This window comes from Comamonas testosteroni, assembly GCF_014076415.1.
GTDB lineage: Bacteria > Pseudomonadota > Gammaproteobacteria > Burkholderiales > Burkholderiaceae_C > Comamonas > Comamonas testosteroni_F.
In genome coordinates this window covers 992,057-1,005,634 of record NZ_CP043568.1, presented here as the reverse complement: position 1 = coordinate 1,005,634, position 13,578 = coordinate 992,057, and the positions used below count along the sequence as shown (strand labels likewise).

Sequence of the window (13,578 nt, the reverse complement as noted above, 5' to 3'; positions counted from 1 at the left end):
CACTGCTGTTCTCTTTAGGTGATAGAAATCACCTGCGCAATTTTTGCTAGCCTCGAGATAAGCCTATTGCTACACCCTGAAACGCCTCTTTAGCAGGGTTCGCGCCTAACGATGTAGTCGATTGACTGCTCCGGAGCGGACGCGGGCGTTCAGAGCATGCAGGCATTCAATGTCTGGTATTGAAGATTGCGGCTGTTGAACTACCAGATCGTGACTGACTCAGATCAGCCTGATGCAGCCCTTGGAGACGTATCGGTTAGTGACTACAACTGCCGCCAGAATCAATCCTTCGGACATTAATATTCCGCCCCCCCCACAAAAAAAGCCAACCTCTAAAGAGGTTGGCTTTTTCATTTTGGTGGGCCTCCCGTGAGTCGAACACGGCACCAACGGATTATGAGTCCGCTGCTCTAACCAAGCATGAGCTAGAGGCCCGAAACTTCACCAAAAACCGCCGAACAGGCAATCTTTTAGTCTACCGTTCTCTGGACCAGACATGCACCAGACAACGTTTTTAACTGCCAGATCAGACTGAAATTAAGCAGTCTAACCTTTTGAAACTAAAGCAGAACTCCCTTTTGCTTCTCCACGATGTAGAAGAATTATGAGTCCTCTGCTCTAACCAACTGAGCTAACGCCCCAACACTGACAACAGCCGTGGCTGCCACCAGAAAAACTTCGCCATTGTAGGGCCTAACGCTTGTGACTCAGAGCATTGCTCACCAGTTTGGACGTGATATCGACAATCTGGATCATCTTGTCGTAGTGCATGCGTGTGGGGCCAATCACCCCCAGAGTGCCTACCACCTTGCCGTCAAGCTCATAGGGAGCGCTCACTACAGACAAATCTTCAAACGGTACGGTCTGGCTCTCGCCACCGATATAGATGCGCACGCCATCGGCCTGATTGGAGAAGTCCAGCAACCTGAGGATTTGCGTTTTCTGCTCGAACAGGTCGAAAGCACGACGCAGATTGCCCATATCGCTGGAAAAATCGCTCACGGACAGCAGATTGCGCTCGCCGGCGATCACCACGTCCTCGCGATCATGGTTGCTCATGACCTCAGTGCCTACATTCACCGCCGCCTGCATGAGGCTGGCAACCTGGCCCCGCAATTGCTCCACCTCGGTTTGCAGCCGCGTGCGCACCTCCTCCATTGCCAGACCGGCGTAATGGTGATTGAGGAAATTCGAGGCTTCTATCAGTTGCGAGGACTCGTAGTCCACATCTGTGAAGATCACGCGGTTTTGCACATCGCCTTCGGGCGAGACGATGATGACCAGAAAGCGCCGCTCCGACAGGCGCACGAACTCGATATGCTTGAAGACGGAGCTGCGACGCGGCACCATGACCACACCCACGAACTGGGAGAGGTTGGACAGCAGATTGGCCGCATTGGCAATCACCTTCTGCGGCTGTTCAGGCATCAGGCCGGGCGTTACAAGATCGCAGCGGTCCACCGTCAGCATGGTGTCGACAAACAGGCGGTATCCCCTGGCTGTCGGCACGCGGCCTGCCGATGTGTGAGGGCTGATGATCAGACCCATCTCTTCCAGGTCGGCCATCACATTGCGTATGGTGGCAGGCGACAATTCAAGCCCGGATGCACGTGAAAGAGTGCGCGAGCCGACTGGTTGACCGTCAGCGATGTAACGCTCGATCAGCGCTTTGAGCAATAACTTGGCACGTTCGTCGAGCATGATTTCATTTTAATGATGTAATTTCCCAGATGACATCCACGTTCCACCATATTGCCCTGATCGGCAAGTACCACACACCCGCAGCAGGCGTTCCGTCCGATGCAGCCAGCGCAGCACTGCAACGGATTGCCGGTTATGTGCGCAGCATGGGTTGTGAGGTGATTCTGGATACCCAGTCCGCCATCTACGCGGGCCTGCCCGATTACCCGAGCATGGACGTGGACGGCCTGGGCAGGCATTGCGACCTCGGCCTGGTGGTGGGCGGAGACGGCACCATGCTGGGCGTGTGCCGCCATCTGGCGCGCTATGGCACACCGCTGGTCGGCATCAACCAGGGCCGCCTGGGGTTTGTCACCGATATCGCCCTGGATGAATTCGAAGCCTCCATCACGCCCATATTGCAGGGCGAGTACGAGGAAGACGAACGCCCCCTGATGAATGCTCGCGTCATGCGCGACGGCCAGTGCGTTTTTGAAGCCCAGGCCATGAATGATGTGGTGGTAAACCGTGGCTCGACCTCGGGCATGGTGGAGCTGCGCATCGAGGTCGGCGGCAGCTTTGTCTCCAACCAGCGTGCGGACGGCTTGATCGTGGCCACCCCCACGGGCTCCACCGCCTATGCGCTCTCGGCCGGCGGTCCCATGCTGCACCCTTCGATTCCGGCCTGGGTGATGGTGCCCATCGCGCCGCACAACCTCTCCAACCGTCCCATCGTGCTCTCCGACGCCCAGGAAGTGACTATCGAGGTAGTGGGCGGCCGAGGCGACGCCAGCGCGAACTTCGACATGCAGTCCCTGAAATCGCTGCAGCATGGCGACCGCATCCTGGTGACGCGCGCCGATCACAGCGTGCACTTTCTGCACCCCAAGGGCTGGAATTACTTCGACACCCTGCGCAAAAAACTGGGCTGGAACGAGGGAGGCGTCTGACCATGGCCTTGAAGCGCATCGTCCTGCGGGACTTTGTGATTGTCCAGTCACTCGATCTGGACTGGCAGACCGGCTTCACGGTGCTTACCGGCGAAACCGGGGCCGGCAAATCCATCATGCTTGACGCTCTGCAACTGGTGCTGGGCGCACGAGCCGATGCACAGGTGGTGCGCGAAGGCTGCCCTCAGGCCGATATTTGCGCAGAGTTCGATTGCCCACCCCATCTTCATGAATGGCTGGAAGAGTCGGGTTTTGCACAGGAGCAGGATTTGCTGCTGCGCCGCGTCATCGACAGTCTGGGCCGCAGCCGCGCCTGGATCAACGGCTCTCCCGCCACGGCCACGCAGCTGCGCCATCTGGGCGATCAGCTGATCGATATTCACGGCCAGCATGCCTGGCAAAGCCTGACCCGCCCGGACGCAGCACGCGCCATGCTGGATACCTATGGCGGCATTGAAACGGCTCAGCTCAAATCGCTTTGGCTGGACTGGCGCCAGAACCATCAGGCACTGGAGCAGGCGCTCTCGGCCCAGGACAATCTGCAACGCGAACGGGAGCGCCTGCAATGGCAGATCTCCGAGCTGGACAAGCTGTCGCCGCGCGCCGAAGAGTGGGATGAGCTCAATGCCCAGCACACACGTCTGTCACACGCACAGACCTTGATGGACTCGGCCCAGTCCTGCCTGCAGCTGCTGGAGGATGACGATTCGGGAGCGGCCACCCCATTGGGCAGAGCCCACCACCTGCTGCAGGACCAGGAGCATCTTGAGCCTGAGTTTCAGAGCATTGCCGACGTACTGGGCTCCTGTGTGGCACAGCTGCACGATGCCCGTCACTCGCTGCAGGCCTATCTGCGCCGCGCCGATCTGGATCCCGAGCTGCTGGCCGATCTCGATGAACGCCTGTCGCTGTGGATGCAACTGGCGCGCCGCTACAAGCGCACGCCCGAGGACTTGCCCGCCCTGCTCGAAGGCTGGAAACAGGAGCTGCACCAGCTGGATGCTGCCGTCGACGTGGAGGGACTGCGCGCCAAAGAGCAAGCCGCCCACCTCAGGTATCAGGCCGAGGCGCGAAAAATCTCGCAGCAGCGCACCTTGGCTGCACCACGCCTGTCACGCGCCATCACCCAGTCCATGCAAAGTCTGGGCATGAAGGGCGGCCGTTTCGAAGTGCAGCTGGAGCATGCCGATGCCGCCAGTCCTGCGGGCACGGACAGCATCACTTTTCTGGTTGCCGGTCATACCGGCGCCACACCCAAACCCGTTGCCAAGGTGGCATCGGGCGGCGAGTTGTCGCGCATCTCGCTGGCCATTGCCGTGACCACCAGCGAACTAGGCCAGGCCGGAACCCTGATTTTTGACGAGGTGGACTCCGGCGTGGGTGGAGCCGTGGCCGAAACCGTGGGCCGCCTCATGCACTCGCTCGGCGGCTCGCGCCAGGTGCTGGCCGTCACCCACCTGCCCCAGGTCGCTGCCTATGCAGACCAGCACTACCGGGTGACCAAGCGCCCCAAGTCCAACACCACCATCAGCAGCGTGGATCCACTGACTGGCGACGAGCGCGAGATGGAAATGGCCCGCATGCTGGGCGGCGAGCACCTGTCCGAAGCAACCATGGCCCATGCCAGAGAAATGCTGGCCATGGCAAGATTGCCTGCAAAGCAGGCCGCAAACAGCGCCCAGCGTCCATCGGGCACCCAGGCCCGAAGTGCCAAGGCCAGCAATACAGCACGCAAAAGCGGCAAAGTCAGAGGAGTTTGAAATCATGTCCATGGAGATTGTTCTGATCAGCGGCATGTCCGGATCGGGCAAATCCGTTGCGCTGCATGCGCTGGAGGATGCTGGCTACTACTGCGTCGACAACCTGCCCCCGGAGCTGCTGCAGTCCTTTGTGGAGCTCAAGCTCAATCATCAGGACGAGAAAGTGGCCATTGCCATGGATGCACGCAGCGCCAAGGGCCTGCCTCAGCTGCCTGAGCAGCTGCATCGCCTCAAAAAGCAGGGGCTGATGCCACGCATGATTTTTCTCGATGCCGACAGCAGCACTCTGATCAGGCGCTTTTCGGAAACCCGCAGGCGCCACCCTCTGTCTCCGGGCTCCCAGACGAACGAGCGCCAGGCACTGGAGCTCGACATCGAAAAGGAACGCGAGCTGCTGGGCCTGCTGCGCGACCGCTCCATCGTCATCGACACCGGCGACCTCAAGTCGGCGCAGCTGCAAAGCTATATCAAGCAGATCATCGAAGCGCCCACAGGGCAGATGACGCTGATGTTCCAGTCCTTTGGGTTCAAGCACAGCATGCCTACAGACTCTGACTATGTGTTTGATGTGCGCATGCTGCCCAATCCCTTCTACGACAAGGAACTGCGTGCCTTGACGGGCCTGGACAAGCCGGTTGCGGACTATCTGGGCGCCTTGCCCGAGGTGCAGCAGATGCAGCTGGATATACAGCAGTTCCTCGAACGCTGGCTGCCGATGCTGGCCAGAGACCACCGCAGCTATGTCACCGTGGGCATAGGCTGCACGGGTGGGCAGCACCGCTCGGTCTTTCTCGTCGAAGCTCTCGCCAGGCATTTCGAGAAGCAGTGGCCCACCGTCCGTCGCCACCGCTCTCTGGATTTCCGCGACAAATTCATCCAGGTTTCTCAGCAGTTTCTGGCCCCGGACGCCATCCATCCGATCAGCTGACCCGCATGCTCAGCCCTCAGACGTCAGCCATGCAGGTGCTGCTGCTCGAAGACGACCCGGCCATTGCAAGAACGATTTGCTACGCTCTGGAGCGCGAGGGCATTGCCGTCACCCACAGCCTGCTGATCGCCGATGCGCGTCAGCAATGGAGCAGGACAGCGTTTGATGTGCTGCTCATGGACGTAGGCCTTCCCGACGGCAACGGCCTGGACTGGTGCCGCGAGCTGCGCTCTGCCGGCTCCATTGTTCCGGCTCTGGTGCTCAGTGCCAGAGGTGAGGAGATGGACAAGGTTCTGGGCCTGGAGCTGGGCGCAGACGACTATCTGACCAAGCCCTTCAGCCCGCGCGAGCTGCTGGCGCGCACCCGCGCCCTGCTGCGCCGCTCCAGGCAATTCCAGCCTGCAGCACCCGCCCAGCTTGCGAAAGCACTTCAAATAGATGAGCAAGGGCAGCGTGCACTGATCCACAGCAAGGCGCTGGATCTGACACGGCGCGAATACCAGCTGCTGCAGAGCCTGGTCAACGCGGCAGGCCGCATCCTGAGCCGCGACGCCTTGCTGGAGCAAATCTGGGGGCTGGACAGCGAGAGCACGGACCGCACGGTGGATACCCACATCAAGACCCTGCGCGCCAAACTGCGCGAGCGTTTGCCCGATCAGGAGCTCATCGTCACCCACCGCGGTCTGGGCTATAGCCTGAACCAGCCCGGATAGCCGGTATGCGTCTGGGCCTGCGTCTCTTCTTTGCCTTCTTCGTGATCAACGGTCTGGCCGCCTTTTTCGTGCTGCGCGTCTTCATGGTGGAGATCAAGCCCAGCGTACGCAAGGTGACCGAGGACACGCTGGTGGAGACCGCCTATGCGCTGGCCACGCTGGCCAGTGCCGACATGGAAAAAGGCCGGCTGCAGGCCGGTTCGGACAGCACGTTTGCCGCTCAGCTGCAGGGCTACACGCAAAAGCCGATACAGGCCTGGATCTGGGACACACGCAAGACCACGCTGGATCTGCGCATCACCGTCACCGACGCCCGGGGCATGGTGCTGTTCGACTCCCAGGGCAGGGACCAGGGCGCCGACTACTCGCGCTGGCGCGATGTCTATCTGACGCTGCGCGGTGAATACGGCGCGCGCACCACGCGAGCCATCAAGGAGGACGAATCCAGCAGCGTCATGTATGTCTCCGCGCCCATCATGGTGGACGGCAGGATTGCCGGGGTGCTGACCGCCTCCAAGCCCTCCAGCTCGGTACAGAAAATCGTCGACAGCGCAGAGCAGAAGATTCTGCGCGGCGGCCTGCTGTTCGTGCTGCTGTCCGCCGCCGTGGGCTGTGCGGTGACCTGGTGGTTTGTGCTTCACGTGCGCCGGCTGCGCAACTATGCGCAGCATGTACAGGCCCCCACGCTCAACGAGTCCGCCCACCCCGTACAGGCCTCGGCCCCTGCTTCCATACCCGACATGCCCGGCGAGCTGGGCGAGCTGGCCCAGGCCATGGACAATATGCGCAAGCGCCTGGAGGGGCGCGACTATATCGAGGGCTATGTACGCGCCCTGACCCATGAACTCAAAAGCCCGGTAGCCGCCATACGCGGCGCAGGCGAGTTGCTGCAGGAAGAGCTGCCGCCCCAGGACCGGGCCCTGTTTGCCAGACAGGTGGTGGACCAGAGCCTGCGTCTGCAGAATCTGATCGACCAGCTGCTCCAGCTCAGCCGCCTTGAGCAGCGCCAGCAACTGGACACCCGCCATGGCTGCAGCCTGATGGAATGCGCCCGGCAAGCCATGGCTGCGCTGCAAAGCCATGCCGAGCAACGCGGCATGGCCATGCACCTGAGCGGCATGGACAGCAGCGGCCCCTGGGAGGCCGGCCTGGTCACCCTGGCCATCAGCAATCTGCTGCAGAACGCCCTGGATTTCTCAGCAGAGAACAGCGTGATCGAGCTTGAGCTGGCCCCACACCGCATCACCGTCAGCGATCAGGGTCCGGGCGTGGCCGAGCCCTTGCTGGCCCGCCTTGGCGAGCGCTTCTTCACGACCCCCAGACCCAACGGAGAGCGCAGCGGCACCGGGCTGGGCCTGTCCATCGTCACCCGCATCATGCATCTTCATGGCGGCAGCATGCAGTTCCGAAATCGCCACCCCGGCCTTGTCGTGACACTGGATTTCGCGCCCCAAAGCTGAGCGACCAAGGTTTTCGGGCAGGACTTCACACCCGCTTCACAGACTTCATTGCGTCCACACAGTCGCTGCCGACACTGCGTCCTGAACCCCTCATTCAGGAGCACGCATGAAAAACCGACTGCTGTTCAAGACAGTCTCACTGCTGATCGTTCTGGCCCTGCTCATGGCCGGCCTGTCCATGATTCAGGACGTGGTGAAAGACCGCATACGCAACCGAGACTACGCCGTGCAAAGCGTGGTCTCCAGCCTGGCCGGTACGCAAACGCTGATTGGTCCTGCCCTGGTGCAGAACTGCACCGAAACCACCAGCACGACCAATGGCAAGAAAATCGAGTACAGCACCCGCGAATTCCAGCGCATGCTGCTGCCCGACACGCTCAACCACGATGCCAACGCCAAGATGGAAGAGCGCTCACGAGGCCTGCACCACATCAACACCTATGTGCTGCACGACCAGATATCGGCCGGTTTTGCCAATGCCGCGCAGTATGCGGAGCTGCCCAAACCCAGCGAGCCCAACGCCGTGGTGCGCTGCAAGAAAGTCTTTGCGGCATTCGTGCTCAGCGACCCCCGCGGCATCCGCAGCGCGACGCTGCAGGCCAACGGCCAGGATCTGGCCGTCGAATCCGGCACGCCACTGGAGCGCTACGGCAAGGGCATCCAGGCAGAGATTGACGCCAGCCTGCTGAAAAAAGGCCAGGCCCTGAACCTCGAGCTCAAGCTGCAGCTGCTGGGTACGGAGCAGCTCGCCTTCAGCCCCATCGCCACGGAAAACAAGGTCACGCTGACTGCCGACTGGCCTCATCCCTCGTTTGGCGGCAGCTTTCTACCCAGCCGACGCGAGGTGACGGACAGCGGATTCACCGCCAGCTGGGAGCTGTCCTCGCTGGCCACCTCTGCCAGCACGGCCTTCACCCGCCAGCAACGTCTTTGCAGCCCCGGCAACTGGGGCAGCTCGGAAACCTATGCCGCCTCTGCAGCCCGTGGCCATGACGACAGCGGTCCCTGCCTCGAAACCATGGACACGGAGTTCGTCAACCCCGTCAATGTCTACTCGCTGAGCGAGCGCGCCACCAAGTACGGCATTCTTTTTGTGATCCTGACCTTTGTCGCGGTCGGCCTGTTCGAAGTCATGAAAAAGCTGCGCGTTCACCCTGTGCAGTACCTGCTGGTCGGCTCGGCCCTGTGCAGCTTCTTCCTGTTGCTCATCAGTCTGTCCGAACATCTGGGCTTTGCCACGGCCTATGCGGTTGCGGCCAGCTCCTGCGTGGCTCTGCTGGCCTTCTATGCCAGCCACATTCTGGGCAGCATCAGACGCGGCCTGCCGTTCGCGGTTGCCATCTCGGCCCTGTACGGCCTGCTGTATGTGCTGCTGCAGCTGGAGCAGACCGCTCTGGTCGTCGGCTCCATCGCCCTGTTCGGCGTGCTGGCCCTGGTCATGATCTGCACCCGTCATGTGGACTGGTACGCCTTTGGACGCAGCGAGAACGAAGCGCCAAGCAAGTCTTCGAAACAAGAGGAGGCCGCATGAACCAGTCACGACACAGCCCGCAGGCTCAGGCCTTGCTGAACACGTCGTCGCGCCACCTGCTCGGCGAGCCTGGCCGGCTCAGCGTGCAGCAGTACCGGCAACTCTGGCTGAGCGCACAAAGCCAAGGCGACCGCAAGGCGCAGCAAGTCCTGCGCCAGCAGGTGGTGGCCGCCGGCCGGCAATTGCAGACACAGCGCGGCAACCCGCAGGCCAAGGCCCTGTGGCTGGCCTTGATGGGGCTGCGCTGCTCCATGCTGATGCCCAGATTGCGTTTCTGAAATCTGCAGCCATCAAAAAAGGTGACGCCGGCCGTCACCTTTTTTCATTCATGCGGCAGGCGTTCAGGCCAGCTCGGCATCGAGCAGTTTGCGGATCGGGGCCGGCAGACCCAGCTCGGCCCAGGCCGCTGCATCCGCCCAGCAGGATTCATCGGCCTCTGAGAGCAGGGCGGCGTGCGCCTGATCGACGGGCACCAGAACTGGATGCAGGTGCAGATCCTTGTGGGTCAGCACATGCAGAAAGCCGGGAAGATCCTGCCAGCCCCGGGTCCCGTCCTGAGGCCATGCGGCCTGCACATGGCTTTGCAGTGCCGCATAGTCTTCAAAGACAGGCGGACTGTAAAGCCCGGCCCAGATACCGGCTTGCGGGCGCTTTTGCAGCCATACGCGACGCTGCGCATCCACCGCCAGCAGCAGCCACCAGGACTCGGCGCTGCGCTTGATCCTGCGCGTGCGCACGGGATAGTTTTCGGGGTTGCCGGCACGGGCCGCCCGGCATTCGGAGTGCAAGGGGCACACCAGGCAAGTGGGCTTGCGCGATGTGCAGACGCTGGCGCCCAGATCCATCATGCCCTGGGTGTAACGCGGCATGGCTTCGTGCAGATTCTCTGTGGGACACAGTTGCTGGGCGTGTTCCCAGAGCTGCTTTTCATTTCTGGACTGCGCCAGATCCGCATCGAACGCCAGCACCCGTGTGAGAACACGTCGCACATTGGCATCCAGAATCGGCACCCGCTCGGAAAAGCAGAACGATGAAATGGCGCCAGCCGTGGAGCGGCCAATGCCAGGCAAGGTCGCCAATTCTTCGGCCGTTTGCGGGAAGGCCCCGCCCCATTGCTCCATCACGGTCTGCGCGCATTTATGCAGATTGCGCGCGCGGCTGTAGTAGCCCAGGCCGCTCCACAGCGCCAGCACGGCATCCTGCGGTGCAGCCGCCAGGCTGGCCACATCCGGAAAAGCGTCCAGGAAGCGCTGGTAGTAGCCCAGCACGGTGCTGACCTGGGTCTGCTGCAGCATGATTTCAGACAGCCAGACGCGGTAAGGGTCACGGGTTTGCTGCCAGGGCAGATGATTGCGGCCATGGCTGGCCTGCCACTGCACTACGGCTGCGGCAATCGAAGGGAGAGTCAAGATTTCAAGCTACCAGGTTGATGTCCAACGGCATGGACGCGGCCTGCTGCCGCTCGGCCGCAATCGGATCCAGCAGTTGCGCCGATGCGCTGATCAGCTGCGTCTGCAGCATTCCCAGGCGGGCTTGCGCATTTTCCATGTCGGCAATGCGCTCCTCCAGCTCAGTGGCCGCACCGCTGATCCGGTCTACGGCCTCCAGGCGGCGCGTGTAACTGCGTTTACGTTCGCGCAATTGTGCATCGACTGGTGCAGTCAGTGATTTGCTCCACATATCCACGTCGTTCGATGCCGCTTCAAACACCGTGCGCAAACGCAGCGCCAGCGCCTTGATCAGGCGTTGCGAAAAGTCGGCACTGCCGAGCCTGATGACACTGCTAAGTCCCAGATACTGGGTGTAACTGCCCTCGATGCTGCGCAAGTCGTCCTTGAGCTCGGACAACACCAGCTGCGGCGGTGCCTGCAGGGAGAAGCCAAACTCCGCATTGAGTTCCTTGAACGAGGAACTCATCATTGTCTGGATCTCATCGGCCTGGTCCTGCACCTTTGCAGCCACGGCATGCAGATGCTCGAAAGTCTGTTCATAGACCTTGCGCAGGCCAAGTTTGAGCCCGCGCTGATCCAGCGCCTCTTTCAGCTCGGCCAATTCGGCCTTCAAAGTGCTCGAGCTCAGAAGCCGGAAAAGCTCCTTGAGCATGCGCATATGGATGTTGCGCATGGCCTGGATGCGGCTGGCACTCTGGTCGAATTCCTTGTGCTCGGCCTCGATGCGGGCACGCATGCTGGCGATCACCGTCGCATTCTTGCCGCGCAGGCCGCAGAGCTCGGCCAGCTGGTCGTCGAGATCGCCGCGGCGCATGTTGATGACGCGTTCCACCTGCGACTGCAGTTGTTGCACATTGGTACGCACAGCGGCCTGCAGCACTTTCTGGCGCTGTCCCATGATGCCATTGGCCAGAAGATCTTCAAAAGCGGGCAGACCGCTGGCCTGGAGCAGGCTGTCGTTACGCCCCACCTTGGCGACCAGCCCCTTCTGGGCGGAGATGGGCAGCACGCGCTCCAGCGCCACCCCCAGCAACTGGGCCGAGTCCTGCTGCTGACGGCGCAACTGGGCCTGCACCTGCGCGCCAGAACTCAGACTGTCCCACAGCGTATCCACCTTGTTGAGCACCACCAGACGCGATGCAGCCAGTGCGTCATCGCTCCCCGCCTTGCCTGCTCCTGCCGGCAGCACATGGTCGCGCCAGATGGCAAGGTCGGACTTGGTCACGCCGGTATCGGCGCCCAGCACAAAGACCACGGCATGTGCCTGGGGTATCAGATTGACGGTCAGCTCCGGCTCTGCCCCCACTGCATTCAGGCCAGGCGTATCGAGAATCACCAACCCCTGTTTGAGCAGCGGATGAGGCATATTGATCAAGGCATGGCGCCACATTGGCACTTCGACCCAACCGTCGGCATCGACCATGGGGTTGTCGGCAGTCTCGTCGTCATGCCAAAAGCCCCAGGCCCTGGCCTGATCGATGGAGACCTTGCGCACCTCGGCCACCTTGGCCAGCGTGTCGGATATCTGCTGCGCATCGGCGATATCCAGCGGCTGCTGCACCCAGGCGTCGGGACGCATGCGCCACTGGCCCAGGCTCTCCGGCGACTCTCTGGTATCGATGGGCAGCAGGCACAGACAGGGCGGCAGCTCCGGCTCCCATCCCAGCTCCGCTGGACACATGGTGGTGCGGCCTGCACTGGCCGGCATCAGCCGGCGGCCGTAATGGGCAAAGAAGACAGCGTTGATAAGCTCGGATTTGCCGCGCGAGAACTCGGCCACGAAGGCAACCATGACCTTGTCGGTGCGCATCTGCTCTTCCAGTCTCTGCAAGCGCTCCTGCACCGAGGCGTCCAGCAGATCCTGGTCCATCAACCATTCACGCAGCTCCTGCAGTTGGGTGGCAAAGCCTCGTCGCCAGGCGCCATACTGATCGAACTGCTCGTTGAATGAAGCTGACACATCTACCCCTCTTGTTTGTCTGAGTCGCCGTGCCAGCCGGGGCTGACAGCCTGATCAATATATAGCATTGCCCCTTGACAGCATCTGCGGCTCTTCCAGAGGCTGGCCTGATATATCCAGCCGCAAAGTATCTGCGCGCAACGGCGCAGAACAGCGCCAACGTCCTGGCATTGGCGACGCCTTTGAAGCATATCAAGCATCAAAATGAAATTGTGACGTCAAAACATGCCTGAACGCATACTCAAACTGCGGTATTAGCTATCAAATTCTGAGTTTTCGCTGCTTTCTGGCAGCGGGCGCAGTAATAGGTGCTGCGCTGCCCCTGGCGCATGAGCTGGATGGCGGCGCCGCAATGCGAGCAAGGCTGGCCATCGCGGCCATAGACCTGGGCCTCCAACTGAAAGTGCCCTTCCATGCCGTTGGCTGCGGAAAAGTCGCGCAAGGTCGTGCCGCCTTTCTCCACCGCCAAGGCCAGCACGGTGCGAATGGCCTCATACAAAACCTTGACCTTGCGCCTGCCCACATCGCGCGCCGGTGTTGTCGGGTGAATCCGCGAGAGAAACAACACCTCGGAAGCATAGATATTGCCGACACCGACCACCACGCTGCCGCTGAGCAGCAACTGCTTGATGGGCGAGCGACTGGCAGCCAGCCCGGCTTGAAAGGCATCCAGCGTGAATCCGTCGCTCAGCGGCTCCATACCCAGATGGTCAAGCAGCTTGCGCGCCAAGGCATCGCCCTCATCCGGAACATAGATCACGGCACCGAAGCGGCGCGGATCATGCAGGCGCAGCAGGCCCCGCGATGTCTGCAGGTCGAAGTGATCATGCGCTCCGCCAGCGCCCAGCGGCTCCTCGTCGCGGCCCGCAAAGCGCAGGCTGCCCGACATGCCCAGGTGCATGAGCAGCAGACCTTCGCTCAGGTCCAGCAGCAGATACTTGCCGCGTCTGCGCACGCCCAGCACGACTCTGCCGGCCAGTGCCTGCGGCAACAGCCCCAGGGGCCAGCGCAGGGGCTTTCCCAAGGTGGCTTTCTCAATCTGCGCACCCGCAATGCGGTCAGCAAAAGAGCGGCGCGTAACCTCGACTTCGGGCAACTCAGGCATGCAATCTCATCTTCGCCAAGTGTTCAACAAGCTTGGATTA

At 61.5% G+C, this 13,578-nt stretch carries 12 protein-coding genes and 1 tRNA gene; 8 read left to right on the top strand and 5 right to left on the bottom strand.

Annotated features, from left to right (window positions below):
- Nucleotides 1–356: 356 nt before the first annotated feature.
- Nucleotides 357–435, bottom strand: a tRNA-Ile gene (locus tag F0P97_RS04565).
- A gap of 258 nt (nt 436–693) precedes the next feature.
- Entirely contained in the window at nt 694–1,701 is a 1,008-nt protein-coding gene (hrcA, locus tag F0P97_RS04560) for a heat-inducible transcriptional repressor HrcA (RefSeq protein WP_182285794.1), read from the bottom strand.
- 29 nt (nt 1,702–1,730) lie between these two features.
- On the opposite strand from hrcA, the gene F0P97_RS04555 reads away from it, so the two are divergent.
- The 7 genes from F0P97_RS04555 to F0P97_RS04525 all read left to right on the top strand — a co-directional run bounded on the left by F0P97_RS04555 (nt 1,731) and on the right by F0P97_RS04525 (nt 9,300).
- Nucleotides 1,731–2,630, top strand: coding sequence for an NAD kinase (locus F0P97_RS04555; RefSeq protein WP_182285793.1), 900 nt, complete (start codon nt 1,731–1,733; stop codon nt 2,628–2,630).
- A gap of 2 nt (nt 2,631–2,632) precedes the next feature.
- Entirely contained in the window at nt 2,633–4,390 is a 1,758-nt protein-coding gene (recN, locus tag F0P97_RS04550) for a DNA repair protein RecN (protein ID WP_182285792.1), read from the top strand.
- Nucleotides 4,391–4,394: 4 nt separating this feature from the next.
- Nucleotides 4,395–5,318, top strand: a complete 924-nt coding sequence (rapZ, locus tag F0P97_RS04545; RefSeq protein WP_182285791.1) for an RNase adapter RapZ — start codon at nt 4,395–4,397, stop codon at nt 5,316–5,318.
- Nucleotides 5,319–5,347: 29 nt separating this feature from the next.
- A complete protein-coding gene (locus F0P97_RS04540) occupies nt 5,348–6,031 on the top strand; it encodes a winged helix-turn-helix domain-containing protein (protein ID WP_182287104.1) in 684 nt (227 codons plus the stop codon).
- Between the two features lie 5 nt (nt 6,032–6,036).
- Nucleotides 6,037–7,491 (top strand): two-component system sensor histidine kinase CreC, encoded by a 1,455-nt coding sequence (gene creC / locus F0P97_RS04535; protein ID WP_182285790.1) that lies wholly within the window; start codon nt 6,037–6,039, stop codon nt 7,489–7,491.
- A gap of 106 nt (nt 7,492–7,597) precedes the next feature.
- On the top strand, nt 7,598–9,022 hold the full coding sequence (gene creD, locus F0P97_RS04530; protein ID WP_182285789.1) for a cell envelope integrity protein CreD: 1,425 nt from the start codon (nt 7,598–7,600) through the stop codon (nt 9,020–9,022).
- The gene (locus F0P97_RS04525) at nt 9,019–9,300 is read left to right on the top strand and encodes a hypothetical protein (RefSeq protein WP_182285788.1); all 282 of its coding nucleotides are present in this window, start codon (nt 9,019–9,021) and stop codon (nt 9,298–9,300) included. The genes creD and F0P97_RS04525 overlap by 4 nt, the downstream gene beginning before the upstream one ends.
- Before the next feature lie 63 nt (nt 9,301–9,363).
- On the opposite strand, the gene mutY is transcribed toward F0P97_RS04525, so the two are convergent.
- Nucleotides 9,364–10,431, bottom strand: a complete 1,068-nt coding sequence (mutY, locus tag F0P97_RS04520) for an A/G-specific adenine glycosylase (protein WP_182285787.1) — start codon at nt 10,429–10,431, stop codon at nt 9,364–9,366.
- Between the two features lie 4 nt (nt 10,432–10,435).
- Nucleotides 10,436–12,433, bottom strand: a complete 1,998-nt coding sequence (locus tag F0P97_RS04515; protein ID WP_182285786.1) for a dynamin family protein — start codon at nt 12,431–12,433, stop codon at nt 10,436–10,438.
- 74 nt (nt 12,434–12,507) lie between these two features.
- On the opposite strand from F0P97_RS04515, the gene F0P97_RS04510 reads away from it, so the two are divergent.
- Nucleotides 12,508–12,666, top strand: coding sequence for a hypothetical protein (locus tag F0P97_RS04510; RefSeq protein ID WP_182285785.1), 159 nt, complete (start codon nt 12,508–12,510; stop codon nt 12,664–12,666).
- Between the two features lie 8 nt (nt 12,667–12,674).
- Here F0P97_RS04510 and mutM read toward each other — a convergent pair whose 3' ends face one another.
- Nucleotides 12,675–13,538 (bottom strand): bifunctional DNA-formamidopyrimidine glycosylase/DNA-(apurinic or apyrimidinic site) lyase, encoded by an 864-nt coding sequence (gene mutM, locus F0P97_RS04505; protein ID WP_182285784.1) that lies wholly within the window; start codon nt 13,536–13,538, stop codon nt 12,675–12,677.
- Between the last annotated feature and the right edge of the window lie 40 nt (nt 13,539–13,578).